This is a genomic window from Lysinibacillus sp. NPDC058147 (assembly GCF_042884205.1).
In the GTDB taxonomy this organism is placed as follows: Bacteria; Bacillota; Bacilli; order Bacillales_A; family Planococcaceae; genus Lysinibacillus.
The window spans coordinates 423021-442168 of record NZ_JBHVUJ010000004.1 but is presented as its reverse complement, the minus strand read 5'-3'; the positions used below and the strand labels follow the sequence as shown (position 1 = coordinate 442168).

Sequence of the window (19148 nt, the reverse complement as noted above, 5' to 3'; positions counted from 1 at the left end):
TTTTTATTTATTCTTGAAATTTTTGATCTAAAAATTTAACCGTGTCAAACATATTTGTTTTACTAGCACCCTTGACTAAAATGGTGTCGTGGGGTTTTATGACTTTCTCTAAGAGAGCATGCAAATCGTCCTTATTGAGGAAATGATAAATTTTAGAAGGATCCATCCCTACTGCTTCCGCTGCTGCTCCCATTTCCTCTGTTCTAAAACCATAAGTGATGAATAAATCTATGTCTTGCTCGTAAATGTATTCGCCCAGTTTACGATATTCCTCTTCTCTCAACTCCCCTAATTCTCGCATTTGACCAATAATAGCAATTTTACGTTTATTCGCTATATTTGTAAGAACATCAATAGCAGCACGTACGCCCTGAGGATGAGAGTGAACGGTATCGTCAATAACCGTAATATTGTCGCGACAGTTATAAATCGTTAATCGTCTAGGTGGTTTTTTGAAGTTTAGCCCTACTTTAATATCTTCTGGACTAAAACCTAAATAATCTGCAACTGCAATGGCATTAAGTGCATTATAAACATGATGTTCCCCTAAAATTGGAATATACATTGCAATTTCCTGTCCATGCAGCTTAATTTTAAAGGTCATACCGATGTCTTTATATTGAATATCATAAGCTTTATAGTCTGCTGAGCTATGAACTCCAACTGTTAAGATTTTTCCTTTAAACTGCTGTGTCTCTAAATACTTTGAATTATCATCATCCTTATTTAGGATTAATAAACCGTTTTGGTCCATGCCATGTATTAATTCCGATTTTGCCTTGGCCACTCCTTTAATATCTCCATCAAAGTTGCCCACATGAGCTAAACCGATATTTGTGATAATACTAATATTCGGTTGAATAATGCTACAGTGATTTGTAATGATACCTGGATAGGCCATCCCATACTCAAGCACAACAGCCTCATGTGAAGCATTAATTTCTTCTTTATGTTTTTTCGTATGCTCTGTTGTATTCCAATAATCTTTTGACTCAAAGATATTCCATTTTACCGATAAAATGGAAGCCAGGAATGCTTTTGATGTCGTTTTTCCAGCACTGCCGGTAATCGCGATAATCGGCAAAGTTTTTTCTTCTGGTAATGCTTTTATTTCTGGCAAAGCTTTTACTTCTGGTGAAGCCTTTTCTTCTGCTATAATTTTTTCTACTGGTAAAGCCTTTTCTTCTACTAAATCCCCACCATTGTTCCTATATTGCCTAATTGCCCTTTTAATTTTCTTCTGGTTCTTAGCAAGGTACATTGCATACCTTATAGTATTGATGACCACATCTAATTCTAAATAAAAAGCAGGAGGGCAACCTGGTCGCCAGTTCACTTCATACATCCAAATTTTTCTTTGTTCATCTAAGCCTACATCTATGCCAATTTCATCAATAACTTCTCCAAATTGCGCCATCTGAATTTCATCTAAATGTCGAGCTAGCGACAAGGAAAAATGCTCTAACATACGCCGAATATCATAAGCTTCTTCTTTAAATTCCTGCTCTAAAAAAGGATCTAAATAATTTGTAAAACCACCATTGTTAATATTCGGTATAATCGAGCCATTTGGTGCAATTCGCGGATAAACCGTCGTTATAACCCATTCACCCTCACCGTTTTTTTGAACATGTAGACGAAAATCATAAATTTGACCTGATTTTGTTTTTGATTGTATATAGGGCTGCACGATAAAGGTCCCTGTAGAAAGTTGACCTCTAATTAACTCATCTAGCTGTGACTGTGTACAAAGAATAGTTTCCCTATCCTTCTTTACCTCAAAGTTAGTTCTTCCTACTTTCGAAATAAAATAAATCCCTTTTCCCTTCCGGCCATCTATCGGTTTAAATACGACTTTTTTATAATAAGTCATAAATTTATGGAGTAAATCAACATTTTCAACAACCTCAGATGGAATTAAATACTTATCAAATTCCTTCGCCTCTTTAAGTCGCTTCATCACATTCCATTTATTCCCTATAGAATGAGTTGTAAAAGGTATTTCCTTTTTCAATTTCTCAATAATGTCCTTTGATACCGATAATTTTTCTGGACTTCCTGCATTATATATAACATCCGGAAAGGGCATCATTTTTTCATGCCAATCACCCTTTTCATATACCTTTCCTCTAATGGAACGTTTGTCAAAGTCAACGCTTTTTGGTGTAAAGTAGAAAAATTGAGCTCCTTCTGCTTGTGCAACGGCCGCAAATGCATATGACTTAAGAACAGTTCTAGGATCTAGCCGATGATGCAGCATTCCAATAATTGTCATTCATTAATCTCTTCCCTTCATAGGATTCTCTCTCTAATAAATTCAATGATTAAACGTGCACCTAGACAGATGCTCTAATTATGATGTTATTTTAATAGTATCAATTTATGCCTTGGCATAATTGCGTCTGTTAAAGATTCCATCACCATTTCGGCTCAATGATAAATTTCCCTTTTAACATGTCAGGCTTCAATAACTGAATGGCAGATATACCACTTAAATCAATGGATTTTTCTGAGGATGTTCGCTCTAATCGGACAACCTCTGCTATCACATTCGTATCATGCCCTTCATAATCATAGGCTCGCAAAAGCGAAACAGTTCCTCTACAACATTCTCTATCAATAGCCTCTATGCGAAAAAACTCTGTTTCAAATTGTTTTACTGTATCCATTAACCTTAAATGAGTACCGTTGTGTGTTATTAAAAAAAAGGGAATCGTATCACTCCCAACTATTTTTACAAGCAGCTGACCAAAATATTTAGAATGAAAATCCTTTATCACATCCTGGAGTACTTTTATGTCGTAGAGCGCTTCACATAGAAAATGGTTTTTTTTGTTTTCATTATTCATTTTCTCAGCTCCTTCCAAGTGTTAATGAACCATTTATCAATAATTTTTTAAAATTGCTAACATAAACACGAGCCGTTAGACTACCTACAAGATTTGAAACAAAAACTCTATTGGAAGATCGACTGCACTACAATGAGGGCCCCCCTCACTGATCGAAGTTTCATTTTATTCAACATCCTCTTGTTATAATATGTAAAGACAAGAAATATGACGACTTTTTTGGTCCCTTATATTTAATATGTATGTTTTAAAAGAGAGTAAAGATTTACACTATTCTCCTCCGTCTTCGAAAAAAATGTAATAGCAACGGACATCAGGTACTGCTCTGCTCCTTTTACTAGAAATCAAAATAATTTAAAAAGATTTTTACTCCAGGATAGCTTTCAATAAAAAAAATCGTATTTAATAGTGAACGATGAAAAATACCTCACCTGTTTGCCTGGATTAGTTTTAGGATAAACAATATTTCTGATCACTTAATCAATCAAACGAGTGAGAAGCGCTTATTTTAGAAAGGAGTTTGTTATGAACATACAAGCAGATAATGTCGTTTATGAACTTAAAAATCACAATGAACATGCTTTACATTACATCATTGAGCAATATGGTGGATTACTACAAAGCATCATCACTAAGCATCTTTTTCCTTACTCAGAGGAAGTTGACGAATGTTTGGATGACACTCTACTCGCTATTTGGCAGAATGGTGAATTTTTCGATGAGGCGAAAGGGTCTTTTAAAAATTGGATTGCGATTATTGCAAAATATAAAGCGCTTGATCGAAGAAAAAAATTACAACGTTATAATGAACGCTACATTTCAACATTAGAATTTGAAGAGTCTTTCACAAATACGGAGAGGACAGAATTAGAAGACGTAGAAGAGCTTTTACAACATTTATCTGCTGAGGATCAATTATTATTTAAAAAATATTATTTAGATAATATAAATTCCAAGAACATTGCGGAAGAATTAAATGTGTCTGTCCCCGTTATACATAACAGACTTTCTCGTGGACGTCATAAACTTCGTGCATTAAAACAAAAATGGATTACAGGGAGGCTATAAGGATGAGTGAATTATTTAAACTTTTTAATCGAGCAAAAATTCAAACAGAACAATATGATGAAACAAAGTTGTCAGATTTAGAAATAGCACGCATAAAAAAACGACTACACCCAAAATTGAAAACTAAAACATCAAAGAAGAAGAAGATTACATTTTTAAGTGGCGTAGGTGTTGCTTTGCTTGCCGTTACAATAGCCATTACTAGCCCAAATGCACTTGCTAAATTGCCGATAATAGGTAATTTCATTGAACAATATATGAATCACCCAGATGTTAATGACGATATGTATACAACGTATAAAAATATAATCGGACAAACAAAAGAAAATAAATATGGAACCTTAACGTTAAATGAAGTTATGTTAGATCAAGGAGAACTTTTCATCACGACTACTTATCATAGCAATAAACCCGTTCCAAACTCGGATTATCTTCAAGTTAATAAGCACCTTTCAGACACTGATTACCTACCCCTTTTCCCTGAAATAAAATTAGATGGGAAGAAAGTAGAGTCTGGAGGAGGAGCAGGTCATGATAAAATCGATGACCAAACATTTGTCATTTATAGTAAGATTAGCATTCCAAATATAGAGCTTTCTAAGCCACATGAAATTCAGTTTTCTTTTAACACATTAAACGATAAAATTAGTGACCCTTGGGAATTTAATTTCACTGCCACAGGTGAAGCCATTGCGGCTAAAACAACAGAAACCATGATCAATCAATCTTTTTCCTTGCCGAACGGACAGAAAGTTATAGTTGAAAAAATTACTCAATCACCAGTTTCGTTAATTCTTTATTATCATATGTTTCCGGCGCCTGATAAGACAATGGATTATGATGTCCAATTTAGATTATACGACCAGAATAATAATCAGTTAGAACAATCTTCTGGTCAAACAATGCTTGAAAACTCTACACTTCGATTCCAGAAGGAAAACATGGATCCAATAACAAATATTACACTTGTTCCTCACTCTATTAATGTAAAAAGTGGCGTTCCTAAAAAGGATGTTGTCAAAGTGTTTCATGAGTACACAATTACTACACAATTGAACAAATAATATCTAAGTCTACCAATCTTGTAAATATAAAAAAACGTCCAATTTGACAATTGGACGTTTTCTTTTTTAGACGTTATGTTGTTGCATTATGATGATCTCCCTGATTTAGCAGAATAACACCACCAATAATCAGTGTAATTCCGATTGCTGAGTAAAGATTAAAAATATCTCCCCATATAACGATACCCACAATGACTGTTAATGCTGTTCCTATGCCAGACCAAATGGCATATGCAAGGCTTAATGGTAACGTTTTTAAGCATAGGGACAATGAATAAAACGAGATGCCATATCCTACTGCGACAGCTATGGATGGACCTAGAACTGTAAATGCTTCTGAAAACTTAAGCATCGTTGTTGCAATTACCTCGCTGATAATGGATAACGCTAAAAATAGATAACCTTTCATTTTCAATTTCCTCCCTAATGCCCGCCACCAGCAAGGTTAAGAATAACCACACCGACAATAATTAATAAAATACCAATAATTTTTTTAAAATTGAATAATTCCTTATAAAAGATTATACCGATGATCGCCGTTAGTGCCGTTCCGATCCCTGCCCATATCGCATACGCAGTGCCAATTGCTAAAGATTGTAATGTTAGAGAAAAGAAATAAAAAGCCGTCCCATATCCAACCAATACACCAATTGAAGGGAATAATCGTTTAAAGCCATTTGTAAGTTTCAACATCGAGCTTGCAAAAACTTCTGAGATAATTGAAATGAATAAAAAACCAAAAGCACTCATGTATGTTAGTCCTTCCTTGTCATGTGCATTAATTGTTCAAAGACACCGTCTGCTGCCTTAACGGAAATCGGTGCGATATTTAATAGTTTCGAATAATACAATCCATCAATCGTTAAACGTATCAAATGAACTACGGATTCCTCCAAACCATCTTGGAATAATTCGTCTAATAAACATTCATAAACTGTTGAGACGGCTGAATGGTCATTTTGCATAATTTGTATCGCAATATTTAATGCTGCCCCATTTTCAAGATCTTTTTGGGAAGCTAAAATAAAAGCTCTCGTTAATCTCCCTGTCCCTTGCTCAAGGCTTATAAAGTGCTCATAGGATTGTACAACCTCGTTCAAAATCGTTTCAGCGATGGCTGATTGCAGGGTATCCTTCGTCTTAAAATGATACAATAATCCACCTTTACTAATGTTCGCCCTATTTGCAATTTTATCTAAAGTTAAAGTGCTTAAATCGTTGTCCTTTAAATAGTGAATTGCCGTTTGGATAATATGTGAACGTTTTAAATCTGCTTTTGATGACATAAAATCGCCCCCTAGAAAAGCATAAAAAACCGTCTGGACGGTCTTTTTTTATTTTATAGCTTATATCATACATCGTCAATTATTATGGATTTCTTACTTGGCCTTTTCTGCTAATTCTATTCTCTATCCCTGCCATAAATTTTCTGGAAAATGAAGTTTAGTAATGAAATACTAGCAATCCCCATCAATTAAGGACTAAGTTACGAAAAATTGATCCTACTATACTGAAGATATGTAATGAATGGGAGGAAAAACTAAAACTACTAAAATCGTCCCATCGAAAAGGAATAAGTCTAAAAGGATGGTAATAGTAAAACAAGCCCTCTCAAATAATGAGAGGGCTCCTGCATTTTATTTCGGTAATATAAACGTTTCTTTTTTACCTTTTGAAGTATCCTCCGCTCCTTTATTTCGGATAGGACCTAATTCGATTTCAAAGGCTTTATCTTTCCAAATTTTTTCATATTGCTCTTGATCTAATACGAATACTTGTAATAACTCACCAGTTTCACCAGCTTTAATAACTTCATTATAATTGTAATTTAATAGCATACCTTCACTTAGTGAATATTGCTTGCCATCATTAACTGTCAATTTTGATGACATAGATGATAGGCCGATTTCACTTGTTGCTTTATTTTCTAGCTTAAACTTTACTGTTAATAAAGTGACACCATTAGTGAAATTAGAGAAACGAGGAGCTTCTACTTCATTTGGTATAAATTTTGTAAACTGATACCCTTCTAGAATAGCATTTACATCCCCTATTTTCTTACTTTCATTGATATCGCTTTTTTCCTTTAACATCGTCTTTTCACCCATATTGTCCAGTGTTACTTTATCTTGATAAAATGACGAATTACTTGCTACTTTTTTCGAACCATCTGAATTTAAAGCAAGGTTAAATCTTCCATCTGAACCAAAAGTAGAGCCATAATTTTCTTTTTCAGTAAACGGTTTTGATACCTTTACTGTTACTGTGCCAAGTTCATTGATTTTTGCTAAATCTGTTTCACCGAATGGATAAGCAATATACCCCGTTACCTCTTCACCCGCTTTTAATAAATAATCTGTTTTATAGCCTAGTTTTGTTGGTAATTGATCTTCTTCAGGAATTAAATACTTATCATTCGTATAATCTTTAGTTGCACCCGTGAATGTAGCGTCTAAAGTAGGCATGTAATACACATCTTTATCCATATCATTCTTCACTGTATATTTAGCTAAAATGACGCCACCGTTTGTTTGTTCACCAAATGGAATATTAAAATCTGTATGGAAATCCTTTAATTCTACTACTGAATATGCATCAAGAGAAATTGAAACTTTCTCCATTTTATGTATTTGTGGTTCATTGTTTTCAAAAAGAACTTTAGTTTTCCCTTGAGTTTCTTTTTCCATATAAGAAATTAAAGAAGCAAAGTCAGCTGATCCTTTAGTTGATTCTTGATCTTTTTTAGGTTCTTCCTTTTGGACTTTATCTTGTGCCTTTTCCTCTTGTGTTTTCTTTGGTTCATCGTCTTTTTTTGTTTCGTCCACGCTTTTTCCACAGCCACTAAGAATGATTGAAGTTGATAAAATTAGCGAAGACATTAAAAATAAACTCTTTTTCATTTCTTCCTCCAAAATGTGTCTTTAAAATTTTTATGCTCAACTGTAAAAGTAAAATATTAAAGCTATTTTTTGAGCCGTTACCCATTTTAATCCATTTTTATATCTGAAACAACTTGAACTGGAAGAAATTATACTAACGAAATAAACCACATCCAAATATTGTATATTGAATAATTCAATCTAATTTTCATAATCCCGTTATTTTCCATATCCAATCTCTTTTGAGGTTATTCCTTTGAGTATTAATTATTAATGTACTAAAACACCTGTATTTCTCTTAAGTTATCAGAAAATAAGTATAATATACCTAAGATTATAGTCACATGCGAAGTCACGTATTTTTATCTTAGCGTAATTGCCGCTGTCGCTTCGTTTTCACGCAAAATATATTCTCTTAAAGATATGTCAAAGTTAAGCTACACTTTTTGCATTGGCTCTCTTCAAAATCCGAGACAAAAAAAAGCTAGATAAAAGATCAGCATCTCTTTTCAGCTACTTGTACAAATAATTTTCGTCTTACAACAGTCCTGCATTTATTAAATATTCGCGAGCCACGTCTTCTATGTTTTGGCCTTCTACATTTACTTGATAATTCATTTCGCGCATCTCATCATCAGTTATTTGATTTGCCAGTTTATTTAAAGCTGTTTCAATCTCAGGGTATTTCTCTAGCGTCTCTTTCCTTAGTAAAGGAGCGCCTTGATAAGGTGGAAATAGTTGCTGATCATCTGCCAAAACTTGCAGATTATATTGACGTATTTCACTATCCGTTGAATATGCATCTAACATATCTATATTTTCTGAGTCGATCGCCTGATATCTAAGCTTTGGCTCCATTGTTGTTATGTTAGAAAGTGTAATACCATAACGTTTTTGAATGCCTAAATAACCATCTTCTCGGTCATTAAATTCCAATGTGAACCCAGCTTTTATCGTTTCTTGAATAGGCTTAATGTCAGAAATTGTTTGCAAATGATAGGTATCAGCCATTTGTTTTGAAACTGCCAATGCATACGTATTGTTATATTTCATCGGATTAAGCATCACCATGCCAAATTTATTCAACATGCCCTCTTTTGCCTGATGATAAACATCTTCTTGATTATTATTGATGGCTTCCTCTTTTAAAAACTCTGAAATTACCGTTCCTGTGAATTCTGGATAAATATCGATGCTGCCAGATTTAAGTGCATTAAATACAAAGGAAGTTTTACCGAGCCCAGGTTTTAATTGCACCTTTAAGTCTGTTTCATTTTCAATAAGCAATTTATACATATTAATTAGAAGTTCTGGCTCAGAGCCAAGCTTACCTGCAATGACAATTTCTTCTTTCCCTTTAAAGTTTAATAACGGGAAGATAATCATTAATAATGCCACAACACTAATAATACTCAATGCTGAAATTGTCTTTTTAAAGGAAAGTGATTCAAGCTTTTTAAGTAAGAAGTCGAACACTAATGCTAAAATCGCCGCAGGGACAGCCCCTAAAATAATAAGTGCTGTATTGTTTCGGTCAATACCAAGCAAAATGATATCCCCTAATCCCCCAGCTCCGATTAATGCTGCTAAAGTTGCCGTTCCGACGATTAATACCATAGCTGTTCGAATCCCGGCCATGATAACAGGCATAGCAAGAGGCAATTCTACTTTCACTAATCGCTTTCGCGTATTCATCCCCATCGCCATTGCTGCCTCTTTTAATGAAGGATCTACTTCATTTATCCCAGTAAATGTATTCCGTAAAATCGGAAGAAGTGCATACACAACTAAGGCAATAATTGCAGGTACTTTTCCGATGCCAAACAACGGAATCAATAACCCTAATAAAGCTAATGAAGGAATCGTTTGTAAAACTGCACTAATACCGATAATACTTTCTGCTATTTTCTTTTTATTCGTTAAATAGATTCCTAGAGGAATAGCAATCACTACTGCAAAAAATAGTGCAATGAATGAAATTTGAATATGCTCTAATAAAGATGCCATTAGCTGGCCTTTTCGTTCGCTAAACACACCAAAAAAATTAGCCATTAATATTACCTCTTTCTAAGGAATCTTGCGCTAAATACTGAAGCATGGATGCTCTTGTGACAACGCCTATTATGTTCCCGTCATCTTCCACGCCTAAACATTCATCATGAGCTAATTTTTGAAGAATGGTATGTAAAGAATCCTCGGAAGAAATGGTATTCTCTCGATTTCTTTGATGAACCTCATCATCAATTGGTTCAATTACAGCCTGTATATGGAAAGTCCCATGCTCTCTTATCCCTACAAATTCTCGAACAAAATCATTAACAGGATTTTGTATGATTTCATGTGGAGTACCAATCTGGACAATTTCTCCATCCTTCATTACACATATTCGATCACCTAATTTTAAGGCCTCTTGCATATCGTGCGAAACAAAGACAATTGTTTTCTTTATCGTTTGCTGAAGCTCCAGAAGATCATCTTGTAATTTTGTGCGGCTAATCGGATCTAAAGCACTAAAAGGTTCATCCATTAAAATGATTTCTGGATCAGCCGCTAATGCACGAACAACACCGACCCTTTGTTGCTCACCACCAGAAAGCTCTGTTGGCTTGCGTTGACTATATTTATCAGGCTCAAGTCCAACCATATCCAATAACTCGCGAACTCGTTGTTGGATTTGCGGTTTATTCCATTTCTTTAATTCAGGTACAACAGCTATATTTTCTTCAATCGTCATATGGGGAAAAAGCGCAATTTGTTGAAGGACATAGCCGATATTCCATCGCAATTCATGAATGTTGTAATCGCTAATTCTTTTACCGTTAATGCGAATGGTTCCTTCTGTTAAATGAATTAATCGATTAATCATCTTTAATAATGTTGTTTTTCCACAACCACTAGGTCCAATAAGAACAAAAAATTCTCCCTTATTAATCTCTAAATTAATAGATTTTACTGCGATTTGGTCATTTACATATTTTTTTGTGACATTTTCAAATGCTATCATTGTTTATGCTCCCTTTTTAGTAATGCCCCTCATAGTAACACTCCACTTAGTTCAGAACGGAAATCACCTTCAACATTTGCAAAGATTACCTTGACTTAATGTTTTTAATAGAAATAAACTACTATTTTAATCCTCTTCATTTCATATACGTTAAGCATAGTAGGTCTAGAACTAACTCATTTTAAAGAGACATCGTGGTACTATATATATATTTCACTAACTAAAGTCATTTCAAACTTATTTTTTTGTTTTACATCAAGACGTTGGTCCTCTTGACGCTCTACTCTATTTCTCTCATAATTTCTATAGAAAATCGTATAATGTCTTTGAGCAAATCTATATTTAATTGGCCACTTTTATTACTCGATTTTGCTGGAAATTAAGGAACTAAATGAGGGGTTTTTTCGTTCTATGAATGATGTACTCTATATAAGAAAACTGACTTTATTTCTATTTATAACTTTGTAATAATTAGAAATATATGAACTTTGTTATTGAGAAGAAAGGAGGGAGATGTGGTAATCTACCAACATCAATGAATAATGAAATACTTCATAAATTTTTTCAAAGGTCTTCTGATTACTGTTATTGTTATCTGTATTTCGTTTTTTATGGTGACGCAGTTTTTCAATACTCATGAAACTGAAGAACCTGTAGTTGTCGATAATAGCCCTAGTGTAGAAGAGTTTATTGGCTCTATTGCTGAAATAGCTCGGAAACAAGGTGCTGAAAATGACTTGTATGCATCAATTATCATTGCACAGGCCGTTTTAGAAAGTGATCATGGACAAAGTGGTCTTGGATCCGCTCCAAATAACAATTTATTTGGTATGAAAGGTAGTTACCAAAATAACTCCGTTACATTTGAAACATCTGAAGATGATGGTAGCGGTAATATGACTAGGGTGATGGCTGAATTTCGCAAATATCCTTCCTATGAGGCTTCCATCCAAGATTATGTAAAATTAATGCGTAATGGGGTTTCCTGGAACAAAAATTTCTATGCAGGTGTTTTTAAAAGAAATGCAAAGTCCTATACAGATGCAACGAAGTTTTTAACAGGTTCCTATGCAACAGATTCACAATATAATGAAAAACTTAATGCAGTGATTGCAAAGTATGATTTACAACAGTATGACAGTCCTGTCAAAGATAAAAAAACAATTACCGTAGCTGATGGAGACTCTCTTATGCATATTGCAGAGGCTCATAATGTTAAAGTTACCTCCATTAAACAATGGAATCAGCTTCGTTCTGATAGACTTGAAGCCGGTCAACAATTAAATATTTATAAATACTAACCAAAACCTCCAAGCTTAATCAGGATTTATCCTTGTAGCATGGAGGTTTTAGTAATATTTGCTTTCTATCACTCTTTTAAACGCCACCGTGAATACTCTGTTTTAATATCTTTCTGAACATTCAATATCACTGCTTTAAGCCTTCGCTAGTCAACTCGTAAACAGTTGTCGCTACTTCGTTTAAATAACGACGATCATGCGAAATACTAATGATAACTCCACCAAATTCTGCTAACGCACTATATAGTACAGGTGTCGTCAAAGGACTAAAGTTTCTTGTTGGTTCATCTAATACCAATATTTCACAACGTTCCAATATCATTTTTAACAAGAGTAGTTTCGCCTTTTGCCCCCCACTTAAGTTTCCAATCGTCTGTTGCATTTCATCGTGGGTAAATTTCATACTCCCCAAGCGGTTCATGAAAACTTATGATGATAAAATGATCTCATTCAGAGGATTAAAATAAGCTCCCTACTGCTGTTATTGTTGTTGCTAAATCTTTTCTATATAGTGGATGTAATTCATTCAGACTATTAATATTTACCTCATTCCCACCAAGTGATGAATGGACATAAAGTTCATCTCCTATATACAGTGCAATATGCCCTGGGAAGTATAATAAGTCTCCCTTTTGTATGTGCTCTAGAGATATTTCCTTGATAGGAAAACCTTCAACGATATGGGCATCGCGATAAATATATACCCCGTTTAGCATATATGCCATTGAACATAGACCAGAGCAATCAATACCTAGCGGCGATTTTCCTCCCCAGCGATAGGGTGCTGCTAAATAACTAAGCGCTGTTTGGACAACATTTTCTCGTAATTGTTGCTCAGGTAAGCTGTTTTCTGGAATTTTTTCTTGTAGCCATTGCCTACGTACATAACCGATCTTGCCCGACACTAATTGCACCGCTGCCCATTCAGGATCTAACTCGTCAATGGCAATCGAACAGATGATTGAGCCTTTAACGAGCGTCATCATTTTCTTACTCTGAATTCGAGGCTCCTGCAAAACATCGGCGAAGCTTTGGTTAATAAAATGGTTTGCTTCTTGTAGCCAGGTGTGCGTTTTAGCTTCATCCACTAGTAAGTTATCCTTCTGGCAATAACCTTCATAGCGATAAACCGTTTGTATACGTACCCAGCTCTCGTCTATTTCTTCCATGGTTTGAACCGTCATTCCGTATAGTACCTCATCCACTAATTCTGAGGCTTCATCTGGCTTCGCATGTAAATTTGCAATCTTTGACGTCACAATGGCATTCATTCTATCATCTCCTTCCGCTTCACCAAGTAATCGTAAACAACTTTGGATATTCGACCAATTAGCTGTCTCGCTTGATCATTATTAGTAACCTCTGTTATGAAAACGCCAATAAGATAATCCCCCGAGTTGCTGTAGACAATCCCAACATCATGATCTACCGTATCAAGACTACCTGTTTTATGAGCAAGTTTCACATCATCTACTAAATACCGCTTTAGTGATTCGTGTACACGTTGACGACTTAAAATATCTAACGTTAGCTCATTAAACGCCGGTGATAAAAGGTCCCCGCGATAAATTCGTGAAAATAGCAGTGCCATATCACTTGCCGTAGTAGTATTATCAAAGCCTTTTGCAAGCCTTTCAAAATCCATCATCTTTCGTTGAATTGTTGTTTGCTGCAGTCCAATTTGACGAAAATATTGATTAAGTGCATCCATCCCTAGAAAATCGATTAGTACATTTGTTGCTGTATTATCACTCGTAATAATCATCCATACTAAAAGCTCATAAATAGTACTTTGCTCTAGATGCTGCTCACTAATAACACTAAAATCCACCCATTCTTCTGGTGCTATCTTAATCTCTTGCACTAATGATAGGTTGTTGTTTTCTACATAATTTAGAACAGCAAGCAGTATAGGCACCTTAATTAAGCTAGCACTAGAAAATGTATCTTCGAGTTTTTCGCTAATGAAAAAACGCTCTGTCTTACAATCTTTTACAAACACATGCACTTTATAGGGAGCTTTTTGAAGAATCTGTGTAATAATTTGCTTCATATTCACACCTACTCTACGACTTTTATCAACTGATTCTCCGTGTCCATTGTGATTGTTCGACCTAATGGCAGAGACATCGTTGGTAAACAGTGTCCGCATGTAATATCCTTAATGATAGGTATATTAAGTGGACCTAAAATTTCTTGAAAAATTGTTTGTAGTGATAGGCTGTGCTCCGGATGTTTTGGATTTTCAGGACCACAATTTGTCCAAGCTCCCAATAAGATACCTGCTAACTCATCTAGTTTGCCTGCCAATTTTAGCTGTGTAAGCATCCGATCCACACGTTGCTCACTCTCATCTATATCCTCTAAAAATAAGATTTTGCCCTTTGTATCAATTTCATAAGGTGTTCCAAGAGACGCCGTCACTAGTGTTAAGTTTCCACCAATAAGTGATCCGGTTGCTTTTCCGGCTACAAACGTCGTCATTGTACGCCCCGGTGGATTTTCAAGACAATAGTCCGTACGTTCTGTTGCTGTCACATTTTCGATAAAGGACTTCCATGTATACTCATCCATCTCAGGCCGAATAAATTCTGTAGAGGGCATTGGTGTATGATACGTGACAAAGCCACATCGTTGGTTAAAAGCGATATGTAATGCCGTTACATCGCTATAGCCAGCAAATACTTTTGGATTTGCCTTTATCATATCGAAATCAAGAAGCGGTAAAATTTTCGTCGCTCCGTAACCTCCACGAATGCAGAAGATACCGTCAATATTAGAGTCGCTAAACATTCGATTAACTTCAGCGGCTCTTAGTTCATCAGAGCCTGCTAAGTAGCCATGTCTTGCCCTACATGTTTCCCCAGCGACAACCTTAAATCCTAGTTTTTCAATGCTTTGAACGGCGGGGAGAAATTTTTCAGGTGGGGTTGCACCCGAAGCACTTATAAGACCAATTGTGTCACCTTTTTTCAATGCTTTTGGACGAATCATTTACTTACCTCCATTTTTAGTGAAGTTCGGTATCTTTCCAATTCCTCTTCATTAGCCAAGACAAAATGACCTTCCTCTATTTCGATAAATGACGGTGGCTGAATGTCATAGTTATGCTGTGACGGATCGTAGATTTCTACGACTTTATCACGCTCCTTATAAGGATTTGGCTCCGGTACTGCCGATAATAATGCCCTTGTATACGGATGCAAGGGATTAGCAAACAGCTTTTCTGTCTCTGCTAGCTCAACAATTTTACCTTTATAAATAACAGCTGTTCGGTCTGTAATAAATCGGACTACAGATAAGTCATGAGCAATGAATAAATATGTTAAATCATTTTGCAGCTGTAGGTTTGCTAGTAAATTTAATACTTGTGCACGAATGGATACGTCTAATGCTGAGATTGGTTCATCCGCAATAATAAACTCTGGCTCCATTACTAGTGCACGTGCAATGCCGATACGCTGACGCTGCCCCCCTGAAAATTCATGCGGGAAGCGACTAGAAAACTCCGGCAATAATCCTACATTTAATAAGGCATTGCGTACCTTCTGTTGACGATCAGCCTCATTTTTGAAATTTTTTGTATTAAGAAGTCCCTCTGAAATAATATAGTCTACCTTTGCACGTTCATTTAGCGATGCCATAGGATCTTGAAAAATCATTTGGATTTTCTGTGTAATTTCTCGATCCCACTCTTTCGATATTTTGCCATTTAGTTTCTTACCGTGATATAGAATTTGTCCTTCAGTGACTTCATTGATACGCATAATAGCTCGGCCGATTGTTGTTTTCCCAGAGCCTGATTCACCTACTAAACCAAATGTTTCACCTTTAAAAATATCGAAGCTAACATCATCAATCGCTATAAATTTATTTTTGCCCTTCCCAAAAACAACTTTTAGATTTTTCACCTCAACTACTACTTCTTTATGACTCATGCGCGTATCGTCTCCCTTCTTCGAAAAAGGCTTGTAGCGCTTCAGGAGGCTCTACTTTTGGAGCGAGTGGATCTAATAGCCAAGTACGAGCATAATGGGTGTCACTCACTTGAAAAAATGGTGGACGTTCCACAAAATCAATCTTTAACGCATATTGATTGCGAGGAGCAAAGGCATCTCCTTTAATTTCTTGAAAAAGATTTGGTGGAGTACCCTTAATAGAATAAAGCTGCTCCCCTTTTGAGCCTAGTTGCGGTAAAGAAGAAATGAGTGCCCATGTATAAGGATGCTTGCCATTAAAGAAGATTTCATGCGTCTTCCCTATTTCGATGACATCACCTGCATACATCACTGCAATACGGTCAGCAACCTTCGCCACAACGCCTAAATCATGCGTTATATAAACAGTTGTTAGTCCATACTTTTGCTGGAGATTTTTTAGAAGCTGCAAAATTTGTGCTTGGATTGTTACGTCTAATGCAGTTGTTGGTTCATCGCAAATTAATATTTTGGGTTTACATGCTAGCGCAATAGCGATCACGATTCGTTGACGCATACCACCGGAAAATTCGTGAGGATATTGCTTATGGCGTTTTTCTACATCATGTATGCCAACATCTTTTAACAGTTTTAATGTTTCTTCGTATGCGGCTCTCCCCTTTAAGTCTTGATGTAAATGAACACATTCCTCGATTTGCTTACCAATCGTTTTCAGTGGATTTAATGATGTCATAGGATCTTGTGTAACCATTGCCACTTCTTTTCCACGAATGCTTAGCCACTCCCGTTCGGTTCTAAACTGTGCTAAATCTTGATTATTATAGATAATCTGCCCCTGATCGATGTAGCCATTTTTATCGAGCAAGCCCATGATCGATTTCATTAGAACAGATTTTCCTGAACCTGACTCGCCAACGATTGCAAGACTTTCACCTTTGTACAAATCGAGGGAAATATTACGAATAGCCGTTAGCACTCTACCACGAAGTTTAAATTTAATAACAAGGTTTTGGATGGTTAAAATAGGTGATTGAGTTTGTGTCACTTCCATCATCCCCCTCTTTATACGTGATTTTTCGGATCTGCTGCATCTGCAAATGAATTTCCTATAATATAAAATGCAATCGTAATGACACTTAATACAATACTTGGAAAAATGAGTTGATATCTTAATTCTGGAGACATCATGAGTACTCGTCCTTCATTAATTAAATTCCCTAAAGACGGCTCACTGATCGGTAAGCCTAATCCGATGTATGTTAAAAAGACTTCTGAGCCTATTGCAAATGGGATGGCTAGACTCATTCGTAACATAATGACCGAAATAAGATAGGGTAGTAGATTTTTTAAAATAATTCGGTAATCAGGTGTTCCTAAACATTTTGAGGCTAAGTTATATTCACGATCACGTAAAATAACAATTTGATTACGAATAAATCTTGCCATTTCTACCCAGCCCGTAATACACATGGCAATAATAATAGTTGAAATGCTTGGTCGCAAAATATAGGACATTAAAATAAGTACAATAGTAGTCGGAATGTTATCAACGACATTGTAAAGTTGTGTGATGGGCACCTCTAATTTCCGAGAAAAGCCCCAAAGCGTACCGACCGTAATACCGACGATAGCCTCTACTAAAGCAACCACACAGCCAATAAATAACGAGGTTCTTGTTCCTGCCCAAATACGTGCCCATAAATCCTGCCCAATGGAGTTTGTCCCAAACCAAAATTCAGCGTTTGGTGCAATATTACGTACTTGGAGACCCGTTTGCTCATCTAAATATATTTCAGTCGGTGATTTTTGTGCTGGTAAATACGGCTGTAAAATGGTAAAAGCTACGATAATAAGCACGCCAACTAATAAAAAGACAGCGATGCGATTTTTTAAAAAGGATTTCCATGTTGAACGCCAATAGGAATAATTAGAATAGGCGGTTTCTTCTGCTTGACGTTCATCTACTTCCGCAAATTCAAACAATGTTTCACGTGATTTGTTTGAGATATTATTTATTTCTTCTGAATACATTCCCATTAACGTACACTCTCCCCTTTCCCTAATTTAATCCGTGGATCTACAAGGGCCATTGCAATATCACCTAAAATTAGTCCGATAATTCCAAGTGAAGAGAACACAAGCACTAAACCTTGTACAATCGTATTATCTTGCCGCTGTATAGCATCTACGAGTAAGCCCCCCATACCAGGAATGGAATATAAGGATTCAATGTAGATGGAACCTGTAATAGTAAAAAGAATAGTCGCTGGTAAATACTGTGCCATCGGAATAAAAGCGTTTCGTAGTACATGTTTAAACATTAATGTACGCTCTTTAACTCCTTTTGCCCTCGCTAGCTTAATATAATCTTTGTTTAGTTCATCCACCATGTAACGCCGCATCCACATAGCATAAGAGGCAGTCGGTGCTAACGCCATCGAAGTCAGTGGCAAAATCCAAGTAATAGGATTATATTCATCAAAAAGCATTGGTAGATGAAAAATATCTGTAATATACATTTGAATGACTAAATAATAGACTGCTGCTGGCACTGCAACGATAATGACAATATAGCCAGTCCCTAAGCGGTCCAGCCAACGTCCCTTCATCTGGGCCATCAATATTCCGAGCGGAACTCCAATTAGAAGAGAAAGCGCAACCGCCCCTAAACCAAATAGCAAGGAATACATAATCTTATCTGCAATAATCGTGACGACTGGTACATCTGTCCGGTATGTAACGGATTTACCTAAATCACCATGAAACAACTTAGCGTAAAAATTCCCCAACTGTACAAGTAGCGGGTCACGTAAACCTAAATTCGTTAAATATACTTCTTGTTGTGCGGGTGACATTTTATTCGCTGCTGCCCCTAAATAACCTTCTTCTGGCATTAACCGTAGTAACGAAAAAACAATCGTAATAATAATAAATAATGTTAAAACTGATTGTAATAAACGTTTCCCTATATACCTAAGCATCATTTCATCCTCCTTCTTCAGAAAGATTGAAGGAGATGCCGACTTTTTTAATTCGGTATCTCCT

General features: G+C 35.9%; 19 protein-coding genes. 3 read left to right on the top strand and 16 right to left on the bottom strand.

Going from position 1 to position 19148, the window contains the following annotated elements; translation table 11 throughout:
• Positions 1–7: 7 nt before the first annotated feature.
• Together ACFVT8_RS14870 and ACFVT8_RS14865 are read right to left on the bottom strand one after the other, a co-directional pair.
• The gene (locus tag ACFVT8_RS14870) at positions 8–2275 is read right to left on the bottom strand and encodes a YheC/YheD family protein (protein ID WP_387081294.1); all 2268 of its coding nucleotides are present in this window, start codon (positions 2273–2275) and stop codon (positions 8–10) included.
• Positions 2276–2417: 142 nt separating this feature from the next.
• Positions 2418–2849: a hypothetical protein gene (locus ACFVT8_RS14865; protein ID WP_387081293.1), complete on the bottom strand. Its 432-nt coding sequence runs from the start codon at positions 2847–2849 to the stop codon at positions 2418–2420.
• A 525-nt stretch (positions 2850–3374) separates the two neighbouring features.
• Here ACFVT8_RS14865 and ACFVT8_RS14860 point away from each other — a divergent pair.
• Together ACFVT8_RS14860 and ACFVT8_RS14855 are read left to right on the top strand one after the other, a co-directional pair.
• On the top strand, positions 3375–3917 hold the full coding sequence (locus ACFVT8_RS14860; RefSeq protein ID WP_387081291.1) for a sigma-70 family RNA polymerase sigma factor: 543 nt from the start codon (positions 3375–3377) through the stop codon (positions 3915–3917).
• Positions 3918–3919: 2 nt separating this feature from the next.
• Positions 3920–4981, top strand: coding sequence for a DUF4179 domain-containing protein (locus ACFVT8_RS14855; protein WP_387081290.1), 1062 nt, complete (start codon positions 3920–3922; stop codon positions 4979–4981).
• Positions 4982–5054: 73 nt separating this feature from the next.
• Here ACFVT8_RS14855 and ACFVT8_RS14850 read toward each other — a convergent pair whose 3' ends face one another.
• The 6 genes from ACFVT8_RS14850 to ACFVT8_RS14825 all read right to left on the bottom strand — a co-directional run bounded on the left by ACFVT8_RS14850 (position 5055) and on the right by ACFVT8_RS14825 (position 10864).
• Positions 5055–5390, bottom strand: coding sequence for a DMT family transporter (locus tag ACFVT8_RS14850; RefSeq protein ID WP_387081288.1), 336 nt, complete (start codon positions 5388–5390; stop codon positions 5055–5057).
• A gap of 14 nt (positions 5391–5404) precedes the next feature.
• Complete coding sequence (locus ACFVT8_RS14845; RefSeq protein ID WP_387081286.1) at positions 5405–5731, bottom strand: DMT family transporter; 327 nt, start codon at positions 5729–5731, stop codon at positions 5405–5407.
• Positions 5732–5736: 5 nt separating this feature from the next.
• The gene (locus ACFVT8_RS14840) at positions 5737–6267 is read right to left on the bottom strand and encodes a TetR/AcrR family transcriptional regulator (RefSeq protein WP_387081284.1); all 531 of its coding nucleotides are present in this window, start codon (positions 6265–6267) and stop codon (positions 5737–5739) included.
• A 351-nt stretch (positions 6268–6618) separates the two neighbouring features.
• Complete coding sequence (locus ACFVT8_RS14835; RefSeq protein WP_387081282.1) at positions 6619–7881, bottom strand: DUF5068 domain-containing protein; 1263 nt, start codon at positions 7879–7881, stop codon at positions 6619–6621.
• A gap of 516 nt (positions 7882–8397) precedes the next feature.
• Positions 8398–9912: an osmoprotectant update ABC transporter permease/substrate-binding subunit OpuFB gene (opuFB, locus tag ACFVT8_RS14830; protein WP_387081281.1), complete on the bottom strand. Its 1515-nt coding sequence runs from the start codon at positions 9910–9912 to the stop codon at positions 8398–8400.
• Positions 9905–10864 (bottom strand): ABC transporter ATP-binding protein, encoded by a 960-nt coding sequence (locus ACFVT8_RS14825; protein WP_387081279.1) that lies wholly within the window; start codon positions 10862–10864, stop codon positions 9905–9907. Before ACFVT8_RS14825 ends, opuFB begins: the two co-directional genes overlap by 8 nt.
• 542 nt (positions 10865–11406) lie before the next feature.
• On the opposite strand from ACFVT8_RS14825, the gene ACFVT8_RS14820 reads away from it, so the two are divergent.
• The gene (locus ACFVT8_RS14820; protein ID WP_387224280.1) at positions 11407–12165 is read left to right on the top strand and encodes a glucosaminidase domain-containing protein; all 759 of its coding nucleotides are present in this window, start codon (positions 11407–11409) and stop codon (positions 12163–12165) included.
• Between the two features lie 127 nt (positions 12166–12292).
• Here the strand turns inward: ACFVT8_RS14820 and ACFVT8_RS14815 are convergent, their stop codons facing one another.
• From ACFVT8_RS14815 to ACFVT8_RS14780, 8 genes are read right to left on the bottom strand one after another with little or no spacing between them, the layout of a single operon-like run.
• On the bottom strand, positions 12293–12586 hold the full coding sequence (locus ACFVT8_RS14815; RefSeq protein ID WP_387081275.1) for an ATP-binding cassette domain-containing protein: 294 nt from the start codon (positions 12584–12586) through the stop codon (positions 12293–12295).
• Between the two features lie 37 nt (positions 12587–12623).
• On the bottom strand, positions 12624–13436 hold the full coding sequence (locus ACFVT8_RS14810; protein WP_387081273.1) for an NlpC/P60 family protein: 813 nt from the start codon (positions 13434–13436) through the stop codon (positions 12624–12626).
• Complete coding sequence (locus ACFVT8_RS14805; protein WP_387081271.1) at positions 13433–14218, bottom strand: serine hydrolase; 786 nt, start codon at positions 14216–14218, stop codon at positions 13433–13435. The genes ACFVT8_RS14810 and ACFVT8_RS14805 overlap by 4 nt, the downstream gene beginning before the upstream one ends.
• 8 nt (positions 14219–14226) lie before the next feature.
• Entirely contained in the window at positions 14227–15159 is a 933-nt protein-coding gene (locus ACFVT8_RS14800) for a S66 peptidase family protein (RefSeq protein ID WP_387081270.1), read from the bottom strand.
• Positions 15156–16103 (bottom strand): ATP-binding cassette domain-containing protein, encoded by a 948-nt coding sequence (locus ACFVT8_RS14795; RefSeq protein ID WP_387081268.1) that lies wholly within the window; start codon positions 16101–16103, stop codon positions 15156–15158. Before ACFVT8_RS14795 ends, ACFVT8_RS14800 begins: the two co-directional genes overlap by 4 nt.
• Complete coding sequence (locus ACFVT8_RS14790) at positions 16093–17148, bottom strand: ABC transporter ATP-binding protein (protein WP_387081266.1); 1056 nt, start codon at positions 17146–17148, stop codon at positions 16093–16095. Before ACFVT8_RS14790 ends, ACFVT8_RS14795 begins: the two co-directional genes overlap by 11 nt.
• Before the next feature lie 17 nt (positions 17149–17165).
• On the bottom strand, positions 17166–18140 hold the full coding sequence (locus tag ACFVT8_RS14785; RefSeq protein WP_387081264.1) for an ABC transporter permease: 975 nt from the start codon (positions 18138–18140) through the stop codon (positions 17166–17168).
• Positions 18140–19087: an ABC transporter permease gene (locus ACFVT8_RS14780; RefSeq protein ID WP_387081262.1), complete on the bottom strand. Its 948-nt coding sequence runs from the start codon at positions 19085–19087 to the stop codon at positions 18140–18142. The genes ACFVT8_RS14785 and ACFVT8_RS14780 overlap by 1 nt, the downstream gene beginning before the upstream one ends.
• Between the last annotated feature and the right edge of the window lie 61 nt (positions 19088–19148).

What these genes read in the sequence shown, in the direction of transcription:
- ACFVT8_RS14870 (WP_387081294.1), bottom strand. Translation starts at nt 2,275, where the DNA reads ATGACAATTATTGGAATGCTGCATCATCGGCTAGATCCTAGAACTGTT.
- ACFVT8_RS14865 (WP_387081293.1), bottom strand. Translation starts at nt 2,849, where the DNA reads ATGAATAATGAAAACAAAAAAAACCATTTTCTATGTGAAGCGCTCTAC.
- ACFVT8_RS14860 (WP_387081291.1), top strand. Translation starts at nt 3,375, where the DNA reads ATGAACATACAAGCAGATAATGTCGTTTATGAACTTAAAAATCACAAT.
- ACFVT8_RS14855 (WP_387081290.1), top strand. Translation starts at nt 3,920, where the DNA reads ATGAGTGAATTATTTAAACTTTTTAATCGAGCAAAAATTCAAACAGAA.
- ACFVT8_RS14850 (WP_387081288.1), bottom strand. Translation starts at nt 5,390, where the DNA reads ATGAAAGGTTATCTATTTTTAGCGTTATCCATTATCAGCGAGGTAATT.
- ACFVT8_RS14845 (WP_387081286.1), bottom strand. Translation starts at nt 5,731, where the DNA reads ATGAGTGCTTTTGGTTTTTTATTCATTTCAATTATCTCAGAAGTTTTT.
- ACFVT8_RS14840 (WP_387081284.1), bottom strand. Translation starts at nt 6,267, where the DNA reads ATGTCATCAAAAGCAGATTTAAAACGTTCACATATTATCCAAACGGCA.
- ACFVT8_RS14835 (WP_387081282.1), bottom strand. Translation starts at nt 7,881, where the DNA reads ATGAAAAAGAGTTTATTTTTAATGTCTTCGCTAATTTTATCAACTTCA.
- opuFB (WP_387081281.1), bottom strand. Translation starts at nt 9,912, where the DNA reads ATGGCTAATTTTTTTGGTGTGTTTAGCGAACGAAAAGGCCAGCTAATG.
- ACFVT8_RS14825 (WP_387081279.1), bottom strand. Translation starts at nt 10,864, where the DNA reads ATGATAGCATTTGAAAATGTCACAAAAAAATATGTAAATGACCAAATC.
- ACFVT8_RS14820 (WP_387224280.1), top strand. Translation starts at nt 11,407, where the DNA reads ATGAAATACTTCATAAATTTTTTCAAAGGTCTTCTGATTACTGTTATT.
- ACFVT8_RS14815 (WP_387081275.1), bottom strand. Translation starts at nt 12,586, where the DNA reads ATGAACCGCTTGGGGAGTATGAAATTTACCCACGATGAAATGCAACAG.
- ACFVT8_RS14810 (WP_387081273.1), bottom strand. Translation starts at nt 13,436, where the DNA reads ATGAATGCCATTGTGACGTCAAAGATTGCAAATTTACATGCGAAGCCA.
- ACFVT8_RS14805 (WP_387081271.1), bottom strand. Translation starts at nt 14,218, where the DNA reads ATGAAGCAAATTATTACACAGATTCTTCAAAAAGCTCCCTATAAAGTG.
- ACFVT8_RS14800 (WP_387081270.1), bottom strand. Translation starts at nt 15,159, where the DNA reads ATGATTCGTCCAAAAGCATTGAAAAAAGGTGACACAATTGGTCTTATA.
- ACFVT8_RS14795 (WP_387081268.1), bottom strand. Translation starts at nt 16,103, where the DNA reads ATGAGTCATAAAGAAGTAGTAGTTGAGGTGAAAAATCTAAAAGTTGTT.
- ACFVT8_RS14785 (WP_387081264.1), bottom strand. Translation starts at nt 18,140, where the DNA reads ATGGGAATGTATTCAGAAGAAATAAATAATATCTCAAACAAATCACGT.
- ACFVT8_RS14780 (WP_387081262.1), bottom strand. Translation starts at nt 19,087, where the DNA reads ATGATGCTTAGGTATATAGGGAAACGTTTATTACAATCAGTTTTAACA.